The 13,501-nt window shown below is 63.6% G+C and carries 14 protein-coding genes; 8 read left to right on the forward strand and 6 right to left on the reverse strand.

Features of this window, described 5'->3' with window-relative positions:
- Positions 1 to 17: 17 nt before the first annotated feature.
- From PHO31112_RS12035 to PHO31112_RS12050, 4 genes are all read right to left on the reverse strand, one after another.
- Positions 18 to 812: an ABC transporter ATP-binding protein gene (locus PHO31112_RS12035; RefSeq protein WP_150620729.1), complete on the reverse strand. Its 795-nt coding sequence runs from the start codon at positions 810 to 812 to the stop codon at positions 18 to 20.
- A gap of 2 nt (positions 813 to 814) precedes the next feature.
- Entirely contained in the window at positions 815 to 1,723 is a 909-nt protein-coding gene (locus tag PHO31112_RS12040; RefSeq protein ID WP_150620730.1) for an ABC transporter permease, read from the reverse strand.
- Positions 1,724 to 1,952: 229 nt separating this feature from the next.
- Positions 1,953 to 2,939 carry an ABC transporter substrate-binding protein gene (locus PHO31112_RS12045; RefSeq protein ID WP_150620731.1) on the reverse strand — a complete coding sequence of 329 codons (987 nt, stop codon included), beginning with the start codon at positions 2,937 to 2,939 and terminating at the stop codon, positions 1,953 to 1,955.
- A 432-nt stretch (positions 2,940 to 3,371) separates the two neighbouring features.
- Complete coding sequence (locus PHO31112_RS12050; protein ID WP_150620732.1) at positions 3,372 to 3,974, reverse strand: septal ring lytic transglycosylase RlpA family protein; 603 nt, start codon at positions 3,972 to 3,974, stop codon at positions 3,372 to 3,374.
- 260 nt (positions 3,975 to 4,234) lie between these two features.
- On the opposite strand from PHO31112_RS12050, the gene PHO31112_RS12055 reads away from it, so the two are divergent.
- Both PHO31112_RS12055 and PHO31112_RS12060 read left to right on the forward strand, forming a co-directional pair.
- Positions 4,235 to 4,891 carry an MBL fold metallo-hydrolase gene (locus PHO31112_RS12055; RefSeq protein WP_150620733.1) on the forward strand — a complete coding sequence of 219 codons (657 nt, stop codon included), beginning with the start codon at positions 4,235 to 4,237 and terminating at the stop codon, positions 4,889 to 4,891.
- Positions 4,888 to 5,646, forward strand: a complete 759-nt coding sequence (locus PHO31112_RS12060; protein ID WP_150620734.1) for a 3'-5' exonuclease family protein — start codon at positions 4,888 to 4,890, stop codon at positions 5,644 to 5,646. Before PHO31112_RS12055 ends, PHO31112_RS12060 begins: the two co-directional genes overlap by 4 nt.
- Before the next feature lie 57 nt (positions 5,647 to 5,703).
- Here the strand turns inward: PHO31112_RS12060 and arsC are convergent, their stop codons facing one another.
- Positions 5,704 to 6,060 carry an arsenate reductase (glutaredoxin) gene (gene arsC, locus PHO31112_RS12065; RefSeq protein ID WP_150620735.1) on the reverse strand — a complete coding sequence of 119 codons (357 nt, stop codon included), beginning with the start codon at positions 6,058 to 6,060 and terminating at the stop codon, positions 5,704 to 5,706.
- 337 nt (positions 6,061 to 6,397) lie between these two features.
- Between arsC and PHO31112_RS12070 the strand changes: the two genes are divergently transcribed.
- From PHO31112_RS12070 to PHO31112_RS12090, 5 genes are all read left to right on the forward strand, one after another.
- Positions 6,398 to 7,633, forward strand: coding sequence for a dienelactone hydrolase family protein (locus PHO31112_RS12070; protein ID WP_150620736.1), 1,236 nt, complete (start codon positions 6,398 to 6,400; stop codon positions 7,631 to 7,633).
- A gap of 104 nt (positions 7,634 to 7,737) precedes the next feature.
- Positions 7,738 to 8,244, forward strand: coding sequence for an energy transducer TonB family protein (locus tag PHO31112_RS12075; protein ID WP_174995689.1), 507 nt, complete (start codon positions 7,738 to 7,740; stop codon positions 8,242 to 8,244).
- 57 nt (positions 8,245 to 8,301) lie between these two features.
- Positions 8,302 to 9,090 (forward strand): 2-oxo-tetronate isomerase, encoded by a 789-nt coding sequence (gene otnI / locus PHO31112_RS12080; RefSeq protein ID WP_150620738.1) that lies wholly within the window; start codon positions 8,302 to 8,304, stop codon positions 9,088 to 9,090.
- A gap of 734 nt (positions 9,091 to 9,824) precedes the next feature.
- Complete coding sequence (locus PHO31112_RS12085; RefSeq protein ID WP_150620739.1) at positions 9,825 to 10,283, forward strand: CoA-binding protein; 459 nt, start codon at positions 9,825 to 9,827, stop codon at positions 10,281 to 10,283.
- Positions 10,284 to 10,381: 98 nt separating this feature from the next.
- Positions 10,382 to 11,320 carry an alpha/beta hydrolase gene (locus PHO31112_RS12090; RefSeq protein WP_150620740.1) on the forward strand — a complete coding sequence of 313 codons (939 nt, stop codon included), beginning with the start codon at positions 10,382 to 10,384 and terminating at the stop codon, positions 11,318 to 11,320.
- A gap of 11 nt (positions 11,321 to 11,331) precedes the next feature.
- On the opposite strand, the gene PHO31112_RS12095 is transcribed toward PHO31112_RS12090, so the two are convergent.
- Positions 11,332 to 12,123, reverse strand: a complete 792-nt coding sequence (locus PHO31112_RS12095) for a transporter substrate-binding domain-containing protein (protein ID WP_150620873.1) — start codon at positions 12,121 to 12,123, stop codon at positions 11,332 to 11,334.
- A 251-nt stretch (positions 12,124 to 12,374) separates the two neighbouring features.
- On the opposite strand from PHO31112_RS12095, the gene hemE reads away from it, so the two are divergent.
- Positions 12,375 to 13,445: a uroporphyrinogen decarboxylase gene (gene hemE, locus PHO31112_RS12100; RefSeq protein ID WP_281355093.1), complete on the forward strand. Its 1,071-nt coding sequence runs from the start codon at positions 12,375 to 12,377 to the stop codon at positions 13,443 to 13,445.
- Positions 13,446 to 13,501 lie beyond the last annotated feature (56 nt).

A 13,501-nucleotide genomic window follows, 5' to 3' on the forward strand; every position in this document is an offset into this window, starting at 1 on the left:
CCATCACATGGCGACGATCAGCTCAGCAGCAGCGCATCGTCGTCGAGTTGTTCGCCGCGCGTGCGTTCGAACATCTGCAACAGGTCGGGCACATCCAGCCCCTTGCGCTCGTCACCCGACACGTCCAGCACGACCTTGCCCTGATGCAGCATCACGGTGCGGTCGCCGTAATCGAGCGCCTGACGCATGCTGTGCGTGACCATCATCGCCGTCAGCTTGCTCTCCTGCACGATGCGCGCCGTCAGCTCCAGCACGAACGAGGCCGTCTTCGGGTCCAGCGCCGCCGTATGCTCGTCGAGCAGCAGAATTCGCGACGGCTGCAACGACGCCATCAACAGACTCACCGCCTGACGCTGGCCCCCCGAGAGCAGCCCGATGCGGTCCGAGAGCCGGTTTTCCAGCCCTAGATTGAGCAGGCTCAGCTTCTCGCGGAATCGCTCGCGCAACTCCCGATTCAACGCAAAGCGGAAACTCCGACGCTCGCCGCGCTTGACCGCCAGCGCCATGTTTTCCTCGATGGTCAACGCCTCGCACGTCCCCGCCATCGGGTCCTGAAACACGCGCGCCACCTGACTCGCACGCTGCCATGCCGTCTTTTTCGTAACGTTGTTTCCGTCGATGGAAATCGTGCCCGAATCCACCGACAGGTCACCGCTGATCGCGTTCAGGAAGGTGGATTTGCCCGCCCCGTTCGAACCGATCACCGTGACGAACTGGCCCGTCGGGATCTCCAGCGACATGCCGCGCAGCGCGCGGTTCTCGATGGGCGTGCCCGCGTTGAAAGTGATCTTGAGGTCTTTTGCGCTCAACATGATCAGGCACCTCCGTTCTTGCGGGCAAACAGCTTCCGGCGCGTCGCAGGCAGCACCAGCGCCACCGCCACGAGCAAGGCCGTCACCAAGTTGAGGTCCTGCGCCTTCAGACCGATGAAGTCGCTATTGAGCGCCAGCGCGATGAAGAAGCGGTACAGCACCGCTCCCACGACCACCGCCAGCGTTGTGAGAATGAGGCGTCGTGCCGGCAAGATCGTCTCGCCGATAATCACCGCCGCCAGACCGATCACGATGGTACCGATCCCCATCGAAATGTCCGCGCCGCCCTGCGACTGCGCGAACAACGCGCCCGCGAGCGCCACCAGCGCGTTCGACAGCGCCATGCCCGCCAGAATCTCGTGACCGGTGTTCACACCCTGTGCGCGGGCCATGCGCGGATTCGCGCCCGTCGAGCGCATGGCGAGGCCCTGCTGCGATGAGAAGAAGTAATCGAGACCGAGCTTCACCACGACCACCACAGCCAGCAGAAGCAGCGGACGCAACACGTAGTCCGGCAGCCAGTTCGGGGCATTCTCCGGCAGAATCATCGTGAAGACCGTCGGCGAGGTGATCAGCGGCACGTTCGGTGCGCCCATCACACGCAGGTTCACCGAGTACAGCGCGATCATCATCAGGATACTGGCGAGCAGATCCATGATCTTCAGACGCACATTGAGCCAGCCCGTGATGAAGCCCGCCAACGCCCCGGCAGCCATCGCCGCGACGGTTGCCGCGAACGGATTGGTGCCACCGGCGATGAGTATCGCCGCGACCGCGCCGCCCAGCGCGAAGCTGCCGTCAACGGTCAGATCGGGAAAATTGAGGATGCGGAAGGAAATCAGCACCCCGAGCGCCACGAGGCTGAAGATCAGGCCGATCTCCAGTGCGCCCATCATAGAAAAAAGGGACATTTTTGTAATTCCACTGCGCAAGACAGCCCATGCCGGGTCTCGGCATCAGCGCTCGCACGGCCGACATAGGCCAGTTCGAGTCATAGCCGGTCGTTATGCGACCGCGTCCGGGGGGAGCCGTCCCACCCATTCGATAGGAAAAGAGCGGCGAGGACAGATCGTGTCCGGACGCCGCCCTGTCGCTCGCCGGTGCATCAGGCACCCGCCTGCTGCACCGGCGCCACGCGCGTTACTGCTTGATAACCGTCTTGGCTTCCTTCACCAGATCGTCCGACAGGGTCACGCCTTGCTTGGCGGCCGCTGCCGTATTCACGAACAGTTCCAGATTCGAGCTGGTCTGCGAAGCGATCGCCCCCGGCTTTTCACCCTTCAGGATACGGCCGACCACCTTGCCGGTCTGACGGCCGAGGTCGTAGTAGTTGATGCCCAGTGCCGCAATGGCGCCGCGCTTCACACTGTCGGTATCCGACGCGACGAGCGGGATCTTGCGGTCGTTGGCCACCTTCACCAGCGATTCGTAAGCCGACACGACGTTGTTGTCCGTGTTCGTGTAGATCACGTCGACCTTGCCGGCCAGGCTGCTGGCCGCCGAACTGATGTCGACGGTGCGCGGTGCGGCAGCTTCGACCAGCGTCATGCCGGCGGCGGGCAACAGCTTCTTCAGTTCGTTGACGACCACGACCGAGTTCGCTTCGCCCGGGTTGTACACCATGCCCACACGCTTGGCGTTCGGCACGACCCGCTTGATCAGGGCAACCTGCTTGTCCAGCGGCAGCTTGTCCGACACACCGGTCACGTTGGTGCCCGACGGCTCCCAGCTCTTGACCAGTTGTGCGGCCACCGGATCGGTCACACCCGAGAACACCAGCGGCACGGACTTGGTGGCTGCCGCGACGGCCTGTGCCGTCGGCGTGGCGATACCAATGATCGCGTCCGGCTTGTCACCCACGAACTTGCGGGCGATCTGTGCCGCCGTACCGACGTTGCCCTGGGCGCTCTGATATTCCCACTTGAGGTTCTTACCCACCTCGTAGCCTTCCGCCTTGAGTTCGTCGCGTGCACCATCACGGATGGCGTCGAGCGCCGGGTGCTCCACGATGGCAAGTACGGCCACCGACTTCGTCGTTTGCGCGAATGCCGCGCCGGTCGTCCCCAACAACGTCGCGGCCACGGCGCACAGCAGGGTGCGCTTGGCGAGTTTGTCCATTGTCGACATCAAAACTCCTCCAGGAATACTTTTGATAGGTGCGCCGTGCCCGGGTCTCCGCGAGCCTCGTTCGGATGCACACAAAGCGTGCACCTGCGCGTGGGGCACAGTCTACCCACATCCCCCGCAGCGAACAACGGTTGCCGACGCAACTTCCCCATCACTGCGCAGAACATCGGATTGCGCCCAAGTGCCGGCAGATTGATGCGGCAATCGGAAAAAAATAGACGATTCGGTCGCCCACAATCGGATGCGCGCACATTCATGCGAGGCGTTCAACCAATGAGATACCCCCGAAAACGAAACAATGCGCCGAATTTCGATAAAAACGGGCGCTTTTGCACAGTAAATAGGCAAACAACGTCCCATTTTTTACGTGGGTTGCCAGGTGAATCCGGGGGGTATTCGGAGATGGGGACGCAAGCCGCGTCCCGATGCGCGTCAGGGTGCGTTGTTCGTGCCGTCCAGACCGAGGGCGGCGACTTCGCTGCGGGAGAGCCGGCGGATTTCGACCTTGGCGTGCCCGGCGTGAATGAAGTCGAGTTGCTTGGCCGCGCCAAAGGACAGATCGATGATGCGACGGCGGGTGTAGGGGCCGCGATCGTTGACTTTGACGACGACGGTCCTGTTATTGGCAACGTTGCGCACCAGCGCGAAGCTCCCCAGCGGCAGGGTCGGATGTGCGGCCGTCGGCTCGTTCATGTCGAAGGCTTCGCCGGTCGCCGTGCGTCGGCCATGAAACTTCTTGCCGTACCACGACGCCATGCCGGTCTGATAGAACGTGCCGGCATCGGCGCGCAGACGGGCTTCGCCGTCGCGTTCCGGCGCATCGGGGTCGCCGGGATTGAGACCTTCGTTGCGGTACGCCCGGCCCGGCCAATGCAGATCGAAGCTTGAGCCAACCGGTGCGTTGGCTTCACGCGCACGGGCACGATCGCCTGTCGCCGAAGGGGCGGCAGCCGTTTGGCTGGGGAGTTCGAGCGGCGTTGTGCAGGCTGTCAACGTCAGGGCGAGGGCGCAACCAACCGCGAACCGTGTGAGCATGTCGCGTGTTCGCATAGGCCGCAAGTCTAACACGCCGCCAAACTCAACCCATCAGCGAGCGTTCACTTACGTGCTGAGACTTGTTTACAAAGCATTACTCCACTCGAGGGTTCACGCCGCCCGGTCACATTTGGAAAATCCCGCCCCTCCCCTGTGACAAGGGCCGGGCGCACGGGCGGCGCGTCGGTCTTCGGCGGCGCATCGGGCGGCCGCACCCCGGCCCGAACTACAATAGGCGAAAATCGCATCCCCGATAACTCATGAACGTCACCCTGATTCCTGTCACGCCTTTCCAGCAAAACTGCTCCCTGCTCGTCTGCGATGCGACGAAGCGCGCCGCCGTGGTCGACCCCGGCGGCGATATCGACCGAATCGCGGGCGAGATCGAACGCCAAGGGGTGACGCTCGAGAAGATCTTTCTGACGCACGGCCATCTGGACCATTGCGGGGGCGCGGGCGCACTGGCCGCGAGGTACGACGTGCCGATCGAAGGCCCGCATCCGGACGATGCCTTCTGGATCGACCAGCTCGAGGCGCAAAGCGCGCGATTCGGGTTTCCCAAGCCGGCGCCGTTCACGCCCGACCGCTGGCTGGATGACGGCGACACCGTCCGGTTCGGCGAGGTCACTCTCGACGTGCTCCATTGCCCAGGGCACACGCCGGGTCACGTGGTGTTCTTCTCGGCGGACGAGCGTCTGGCCTGCGTCGGCGACGTGCTGTTCGCCGGCTCCATCGGGCGCACCGACTTCCCCCGCGGCAACCATGCCGATCTGATCGCCTCGATCCGCAACAAACTCTGGCCGCTCGGCAACGACGTGACGTTCATTCCGGGGCACGGCCCCGTCTCCACGTTCGGCCAGGAACGTCAGGCCAACCCGTACGTCGCCGACGCCGTGCTCGCCCGGAGCGCCGTATGAGTGAGGCCATGTCCCGCACGCCGTCGCGCATCATTCCCGTCGACGAGGAGATTTTCGTCAGTACCGATGTCGAGGCCGATGGCCCGATTCCCGGCCCGCATTCGATGCTCAGCTTCGCCTCGGCGGCCTACACGGCGGACAAGGAGCTAATCGGCACCTTCAGCGCCAACCTCGAATGTCTGCCGGACGCGAAGGGGCATCCGCTGACGATGAAATGGTGGAAGACCGAGCCCGAGGCATGGGCCGCTTGCCGCGTCGATCCGGAAGACCCGGCCAAGGCGCTCAAGGCGTATGTGAAATGGGTGGAAAAGTTGCCGGGCAAACCGGTGTTTGTCGCTTACCCGGCGGGGTTCGATTTCACGTTCATGTTCTGGTACATGATGCGTTTCGTCGGACGTTGCCCATTCTCGTGGTCAGCGCTCGATATCAAGACGCTCGCGTTCGCGATGACCGGCATGCCCTACCGCAAGTGCATCAAGCCGCGTCTGCCACAGGTCTGGCTCGACCCGCTGCCGCACACTCACGTGGCCCTCGACGACGCACTCGAACAAGGCGCCCTCTTCTGCAACATGCTCGCAGAGCTGCGCGACCAGCAGAAGACGTTGTCCGAACTCCCGGGCTGGCGTGGCGCCGGGCTCACGGCCAACGCCAACGCCCCGGTGTTCGGTTCTGCCGCCGCGGCAGCCTTGGCCGAAGCGGCAGACGCCGAGTCACCGGACACCGGCCCCGGCAAAGACAGCACGGCCCACGGCTGAACCCGCGCCAGCAAGCGCGACGTACAACGCGTCGCGCGCGCTTGCGATGCCTGCCGCTTATAGAACGTTGTTCGCCAACTCAGGCGGACGCGCAATCACCGCCTTGTCGCCGTTGACCACGATAGGACGCTGCAACAGCTTCGGATGCTTCGCCACAGCGGCGAGCAATGCGTCATCGGTCAGCACCGAGTCGGCCAGCCCCAGTTCCGCATACTCGGTTTCGTTGCTGCGGATCATCTCGCGCACGGGCACGCCCAGCAGCTTGTGCAGACGCTTGAGTTCGGCAAGCGTCGGCGGCGTCTTCAAGTACTCGATGATTTGCAGATCGCTGCCGCCCACGGCAGGAGAGCCCTCCACGAGGGCCAGCGCTTCGCGCGACTTCGAGCAGCGCGGGTTGTGATACACGGTAATCATGGTCACTCCATTGCGTACAAAATGCGTCCGGCGCAATATCGTTGTTCACGCCTCGAACGTGCGCTCCGAGTATGCATGGTATCGTCGTATGCCGCTACCCACGGACCTCTGCGGTAGCACCGGCTGCATCTCCCCAGCGTCACCCCGGTTTCACCCCATTAACCTCACGCATCGTCCGACGTACGCGCCGCGGGGCGCTACCTGCCGGGCTCCGCGTGCGGCTTTCTACGTGCACCGCTCTACGTGTTAACCGCGCTGCGCGCGCCGCATGGGTCGCCTAAGATTGGCAGAGAGCGCACTGGGTGTCGCACGATCCATTTCTTCAGGAGAAAGTGACATGGCAGGACGCTTCATCAGCATCAAGTCGCGCGACGGCAAAACCTTCCAGGCCTATCTGGCACTCCCCCAAGGGGCGAGCAAAGGTCCGGGATTGGTGCTGTGTCAGGAGATTTTCGGTGTGAACGCTTACATACGCGAGCTTGCCGACCGATATGCCGAAGAGGGCTACGTCGTGCTGGCGCCCGATCTGTTCTGGCGTATCGAGCCGGGCATCGAGCTGGGCTATTCGCCCGGCGATTGGCAGCGGGCGTTTGCCCTGTTCCAGCGTTTCGATATCGATCTGGGGATGGAAGATGTCGGCGCGAGTGTCGACGCGTTGCGCGCCTTGCCCGAGTGCGCCGGCGGTGTCGGTGTCGTCGGCTACTGCCTCGGAGGCAAGCTGGCCGCCCTGTCCGTCACGCGCACGAGCGCGGACGTGGCCGTCGGCTACTACGGCGTGGGGCTCGAGCAGCACGTCGACGAACTCGCCGGTGAGCACCCGCCGCTCGTGCTGCACATTGCCGAACTTGACAAATATGCCCCTGCCGACGTGCGCGAAACGCTTGCCACGCGGCTGGGCGGGCATGCCAACATCACGCTCTACACCTATCCCGACGCGGACCACGCCTTCGCGCGCCCCGGCGATCACTTCGATCGCGCGGCCACGCAACTGGCGCATCAGCGCACCATCGGCGCCTTGCGTCATGCCGTCGGTCCGCACTACGACTTCGCGTCGCTCTGGGAGACGCATTGCGCTTATGAATTCGCAATCCGCGAAATCGATCCCCTGATGAAGACCATGGTCGCCGAGCCGTACGTCAATCACATTCCGACGATGACAGGCGGCGTGGGCCATCAGCAGTTGGCGCACTTTTACCGGAACCACTTCGTCAACAGCAATCCGCCCGACACCCGGCTGATACCAATTTCGCGCACGATCGGCGCGACGCAGCTCGTCGACGAATTGCTGTTCTGCTTTACGCATACGACGCCGGTCGACTGGATGCTGCCGGGGGTGGAACCCACCGGGCGCCGCGTCGAGATTCCGTTGGTCGCTATCGTGCGATTCCGCGGCGGCAAGCTCGAGCACGAGCATATCTATTGGGATCAGGCGAGCGTGCTGGTGCAGATCGGCCTGCTCGACGCAACGGGACTGCCGGTGGCGGGCGTCGAGACGGCGCGCAAGTTGCAGGACGAGAATCTGCCGTCCAATACTCTGATGCCGAACTGGTCGTTCGGCACGCAGGCGCACTGAGCGCGAAAATATTCTATCCGTCACGCGGCGTCCGTTGCCGCGTGACGGGCGCAAGGATGTGGATCACAAGAACAGAGTGTCGCGAACGTTGCGGGAGACCGCTCATGAGTATGCAACTTTCCCGGTGCCAGCGGGCACCTTACGCCGCCACACGGCTCACTGTCATCGCCTGTGTTCTGGCGGTTGCCGGTTGCGCCAATCCGGATTTCGAGCCCAAAAAGCCGCTCACGCTCAATCTGACGCCAGGTCAGGCGCCAGCCTCGTCGCTGGATCTGTACAAGATCGCGGCGGCGCAGCGGGTAAGCGAAGTCAACGCGCGGGAGATCACGCCGGGTAATCCGCAGCCGATGTTGCGCTCGGTGGTGTCGCTCGAGTATTGGGTAGACCGCAGCGGGAACATCACGAGCGTGGCGCTCTACCGCAGCAACGGCGATCTCGAAGCGGAGCGCATTGCCATGGCGAGCCTGCGACGGGCCAGCCCGTTACCGGCGCCCAGCCGGGCGCTGGTCGACAGCAGCGGACGCGTACGCGCGGTCGAGACCTGGCTCTTCAACAATGACGGTCGCTTTCAGTTGCGCAGCGTGGCGGCGCCTCAGATCGACGGGCAATGATATTGTGACGGCCATTGGCCCACCCTGCCCGGCCCGCTTTAGGCGACGGAGATGCTCATGCCGCGATTTGCCGCGAATCTGACCCTGCTGTATCAGGAAGTACCGTTTCTGGAGCGCTTTCGCGAAGCGGCGAGCGATGGGTTCCGAAGCGTGGAATGCCTGTTCCCATACGACCACCCCGCGCAAGCCATCCGCGCGCGTCTGGACGAGGCGGGGCTCACGCAGGTGCTATTCAATACGCCCGCCGGCGACTGGGCGAGCGGCGAGCGCGGGCTCGCCGCGCTGCCGGGACGCGAGGCGCAATTTCGCGACGGCCTCGAACTCGCGCTCGACTACGCCGACGCGCTGGGTTGCCGTCAGTTGCATGTGATGGCCGGGTGTCCGGACGCCTTAGCATCGCCCGAGCACTGCCGCGCCGTGTATCTTGACAACCTCGCCTATGCCGCCGGGCAGGCCGCCGCGCACGGTGTCACGATCCTGATCGAACCGATCAATCCGCGCGACTTCCCCCGTTACTTCCTCACCCGTCAGGATCAGGCGCAGGCCATTCTCCAGGAAGTGGGGGCGAGCAATCTGAAGGTGCAGTTCGATGCGTATCACTGCCAGATCGTCGAAGGTGACCTGGCGATGAAGCTGCGTCAGCACATTGTCAACATTGCGCACGTGCAGGTGGCGGGCGTGCCTGCGCGTCACGAGCCGGACACCGGGGAAGTCAACTATCCGTTCCTGTTCCGTCTGCTCGACGAACTGGGCTACTCGGGATGGATCGGGTGCGAATATCGGCCGCAAGGCGCCACGCGCGACGGACTTGGCTGGCTCAAACCATGGCTCAGAGCCACTCGGTAAGCGGGCTCGGCGCCGTTGCTTCCCATCGCCGGCAATCCCGACGCGCGACCGGCATTGCAGGCATCGACAATTTACGCAGGCGTGAATCGCCTTCCGAAAATGAATCGGATAGCGAAGCAATGCAGGGGAATGTCAGCGAAAGGTCGAGGAAAGATGTAGGTCGCCGCGGGCAAAAAAAATGGCGGGACACTTAGGCCCGCCAAAACCACACGCTACGGGGTTAGCGCGAGGAGACCAGATTCGGAGCACTGCATCGAATTTCGTTGCATATTGCGCCGGGGGACGCCTTCTGCCGATACAGTCGCGCTGCTGTGTTACCGGGGGATAAGCACATCAGCGTTGAGATGCATTGTGGTGGAATCGTATGGCGCGAGGGGTAACAAAGTGTTTCAGGATGTAACACCTCGAGCGTTACATCCTCTTTGCAAGCCATTACTGCGCCTTACTCGGCAAGGACTTCGCAAGTGACATCGAAAGTGTGACTTAGTTCGCCATCCTGAATAACTCGTCGAATGAAGTATCGACGATGCATGACATGAGGAGCGCCGATTCACCAGCATACGTAGGCAAGCGCATTTCACGGCCGATTCCTCAATGTGCTAACTTCATCCTTTGTGCGTGGCAACAAAGTGGGCATCCGCGATACACGGCGTGCCATCTTCGCGAACCGGCAACGCACCGAGAGCAAGGATTTCGTCCAACGACAGCACCGGCCCGAACGAGGCCACACCCGCATGGAAACCATTGAACGTCTGGGGCAGATACTGGCGCGCGATCGCGTAATCGGCGTCGTAGGCCTGTCGCCGCGGCCTGACCGGCCAAGCTACACCACGTCTCGCTACATGCAGCAGCAGGGATACCGGATCGTGCCGGTCAACCCGCAGGCAGCAGACTCCGGCGAGAAGATTCTGGGCGAAACCGTCTACGCGAGCCTGACCGACGCCGCCGAGGCTCTGCGCGCCGAAGGCGTTCGGATTCAGATGGTCGACTGCTTCCGCCGCAGCGGCGACATTCCCCCCATCGCGGAAGAGGCGGTGGCCATCGGCGCGAACAGTTTATGGATGCAGTTGGGCATCGAGAACGACGAGGCGGCCGCTGTCGCCCTGGCGGCGGGGCTCGACATCGTGATGGACCGCTGCGTCAAGGTCGAACACCAACGCTGGCAGATGCGGGGAGATCACGCCTCCCGATAAGCGAGCCGCCGCTGAGTCGGTCGCACGCATCAGCCGTTTCCGAAAATGAGTCGAACCCCTTTGTCCTTCAAACGCCTTCACGCCAATCGCCTGCTGACATGACCATCGACGCCGATCTACTCGCCTACTACGACCAAATGGCGCGCAAGTACCCCGCTTCCACCGACGCCGGCACGCCCAGCGCGCAAGAGGCGCGGGCCCAGTTCGCCACCGTTGCTGTCGAAGCTTTGCGCCCCTTGCCGGCCGGGTTGCGTAGCGAGACCTTCGAGATTCCGCTGCCAGGCCGCAATCTGCGAGCCCGGCTGTATCGTCCGATCGGCCGGGAAGTGCCGCTTGTCGTGTACTTCCACGGCGGCGGCTGGGTGGTCGGCGATGTTGACACGCATGGGACGCTGGCCGCATTCCTCGCGCAGGACGGCGACGTGGCGGTGTTGAGCGTCGACTACCGTTTGGCGCCCGAGCATCCGTTCCCGGCGCCGGTCGACGATGCCCGCGAAGCGCTCGCGTGGGCAGCGGCGCAACGTGCACAGTTCGGTGTGAGCGCCGACCGTCTGGCGGTAGCCGGCGACAGCGCCGGGGGCCATCTCGCGGCGCAGGCCGCCGCATGGCTCAACGATCAGCATCCGGGCATCGTGGATGCGCAATTGCTGATTTACCCAGTGGTGCAGTACCGGTTCGACACCCCGAGTTACGAGCGTCTGGCGAACGGCGTTGGCCTGACGCGGGATGAAATGCGCTGGTATTGGCGCGAATTCCTGGGTGGCGTGGAACCGTCGGCTGACGATGTGCGCGTCAATCTGACGGTGCAAGCCCCGCGTCATCCGTTGCCGAACGCGTTGGTAATTGCGGCCGAATACGACCCATTGCATGACGAAGCCGTGTCGTACGCGCAGTTCGTGGCGCGATCGGGCGGCCGGGCGGAAATCATCGAAGCGCCCGGCCTGACACATAGCTTCGCGAGGTTACAGCCGTTCGTCCCGCAAGCGAGACTGGTCATGCACGACGCGGCGCAGCGTCTGCGCGACTGGCTGGGTTGAAGCCTGCGCGGTTACTTGAGCCACTTGTCCACGACGGCCTGATACTCCCCAGTCTTCTGCGAGAGGTTGAGCCACTGGTCGACGTATTGCTTGAGGATGTCGTCGCCGCGCGGAATCAGATAGGCCTTCTCGCCGAACTGAAGCGGCTTGTCGGGGTTCACCGGGCAGAGTGACGGGATGAGCTTGTGCTGCAACAGGGTTTCGGACGTGTCCGTGACCATCACGTCGGCACGGCCATCGGCGATCTGCTGGAAGATCGTGACGTTATCGGGATGGATCGTGAGCGTGGCCTTGGGCAGGTACTGACGGGCGAAGCGTTCGTTCGTACCGCCGGGATTGGCGATGGCGCGCGTGCTGGGCTGATTCAGATCCGCGAGCGTCTGGTACTTCGCAACGTCGGCGCAGCGCACGATCGGCGATTTGCCGTCGACCATCACCACGCGGCTGTAATAGGCCCGTGCCGCACGGTCGAGCGTGACCGAGATGCCGCCCACCGCGATGTCGCACTTGCCGGCGGTGAAGTCGTCCATCAGCCCTTTCCACGTCGTGGGGACAATTACCGGCTTCACGCCGAGCGATTTCGCCAGCGAAGCGACCAGATCCACGTCGATACCCTCGAACTGACCGTCCGGACGACGGTACGTGTAAGGCTTGTAGTCGCCCGTCGCGCAGGCGCGCAGCGTGCCCGACTTCACGATGTCGTCGAGCCGGGAGTGCGCGGCGGGGGCGGCCGATTGAGCGATAGCGGCGGACGCGGCGAGCGCGGCCCCCGCCATGAGGGCCGCGCGGGCGGCCGTCATCATGACTGTCATGCTTGTCTCCTGAATATTGACGTTATGAGGCACGAATTTCGCGAGCTGTCTCACGCAGCTCGTGGGGCTTAATACTAATGACTCGCTCGCCCAACGCCAACTCGTTCGCCACAAACGCCCACGCACCGTGCCGCGACGCCGCCAGCACCTTATATGCGGCATAACAGCCCGCAAAGCGACCTGCCCCTGGATACCCGAGTAAAATGGCCGCTTGCCCAAATCACCCAACCCACCGCTGCGACGTGTCCCAAGCTCTGCAAAACGATACTTTCCTGCGCACCCTGCTGCGCCAGCCGACCGAGTACACGCCGATCTGGCTGATGCGCCAGGCGGGCCGGTACCTGCCCGAATACAACGCCACCCGCGCCAAGGCCGGTAGCTTCCTGGCGCTTGCCAAGAACCCTGCCTACGCCACCGAGGTCACACTTCAGCCGCTCGAGCGCTTTCCGCTGGACGCCGCCATCCTGTTTTCGGACATCCTTACCATTCCTGATGCGATGGGCCTCGGCCTGTCGTTCGAAGCTGGCGAAGGGCCTCGCTTTGCGCATCCGCTGCGCACCGAAGACGACGTGCGCCGCTTGCAGGCGCCGGACCTCGACAGCCTGCGCTACGTCTTCGACGCCGTGACCGAAATCCGCCGCGCCCTGAACGGACGCGTGCCCCTGATCGGTTTCTCGGGCAGCCCGTGGACACTCGCGTGCTACATGGTCGAAGGCGCGGGGTCAGCCGACTTCCGTACCGTCAAGACGATGATGTACGAGCGGCCCGACCTGATGACGCACATCCTCGAGACCAACGCCCGCGCCGTCGCCGCTTATCTCAATGCGCAGATCGAAGCGGGCGCGCAGGCCATCATGGTGTTCGACACCTGGGGCGGCGCGCTGGCCGACGGCCTCTACCAGCAGTTCTCGCTCGCCTACATGCAAAAGGCGCTCGCCGGCGTACATCGCGAATGGAACGGCGCACGAGTTCCGCATATCGTCTTTACCAAGGGTGGCGGACAGTGGCTAGAGGCCATTGCCGACACCGGCCCGGACGCAATCGGGCTCGACTGGACCGTCGATCTCGCCGCCGCGCGCCGCCGCGTGGGCGAGCGTTGTGCACTGCAAGGCAACTTCGATCCGACCGCACTCTTCGCATCGCCCAACGCCATTCGCACGGAAGTACGCCGCCTGCTCGACGCGTATGGCAATGCACCAGGCCATGTCTTCAATCTGGGCCACGGGATTTCGCAGTTCACCCAGCCCGAACACGTCGCGGCACTCGTCGACGAAGTGCACAGCTACAGCCGGAAGCTGCGCCAGACGGCGTAATCGGTCACGTTCACAAGCGGTGGTGCGGGTTCCCGGTGCATTTCGCCCGGCAAACC

Origin of the sequence: Pandoraea horticolens, from assembly GCF_902459555.1 — a bacterium.
Lineage (GTDB): Bacteria > Pseudomonadota > Gammaproteobacteria > Burkholderiales > Burkholderiaceae > Pandoraea > Pandoraea horticolens.

Excerpts from the sequence above, each read along its gene's own strand:
- PHO31112_RS12055 (WP_150620733.1), top strand. The coding sequence starts at position 4,235 with ATGAACGTCACCCTGATTCCTGTCACGCCTTTCCAGCAAAACTGCTCC.
- PHO31112_RS12040 (WP_150620730.1), bottom strand. The coding sequence starts at position 1,723 with ATGTCCCTTTTTTCTATGATGGGCGCACTGGAGATCGGCCTGATCTTC.
- otnI (WP_150620738.1), top strand. The coding sequence starts at position 8,302 with ATGCCGCGATTTGCCGCGAATCTGACCCTGCTGTATCAGGAAGTACCG.
- arsC (WP_150620735.1), bottom strand. The coding sequence starts at position 6,060 with ATGATTACCGTGTATCACAACCCGCGCTGCTCGAAGTCGCGCGAAGCG.
- PHO31112_RS12085 (WP_150620739.1), top strand. The coding sequence starts at position 9,825 with ATGGAAACCATTGAACGTCTGGGGCAGATACTGGCGCGCGATCGCGTA.
- PHO31112_RS12060 (WP_150620734.1), top strand. The coding sequence starts at position 4,888 with ATGAGTGAGGCCATGTCCCGCACGCCGTCGCGCATCATTCCCGTCGAC.
- PHO31112_RS12075 (WP_174995689.1), top strand. The coding sequence starts at position 7,738 with ATGAGTATGCAACTTTCCCGGTGCCAGCGGGCACCTTACGCCGCCACA.
- PHO31112_RS12035 (WP_150620729.1), bottom strand. The coding sequence starts at position 812 with ATGTTGAGCGCAAAAGACCTCAAGATCACTTTCAACGCGGGCACGCCC.
- PHO31112_RS12095 (WP_150620873.1), bottom strand. The coding sequence starts at position 12,123 with ATGATGACGGCCGCCCGCGCGGCCCTCATGGCGGGGGCCGCGCTCGCC.
- PHO31112_RS12090 (WP_150620740.1), top strand. The coding sequence starts at position 10,382 with ATGACCATCGACGCCGATCTACTCGCCTACTACGACCAAATGGCGCGC.
- PHO31112_RS12050 (WP_150620732.1), bottom strand. The coding sequence starts at position 3,974 with ATGCTCACACGGTTCGCGGTTGGTTGCGCCCTCGCCCTGACGTTGACA.
- PHO31112_RS12070 (WP_150620736.1), top strand. The coding sequence starts at position 6,398 with ATGGCAGGACGCTTCATCAGCATCAAGTCGCGCGACGGCAAAACCTTC.
- PHO31112_RS12045 (WP_150620731.1), bottom strand. The coding sequence starts at position 2,939 with ATGTCGACAATGGACAAACTCGCCAAGCGCACCCTGCTGTGCGCCGTG.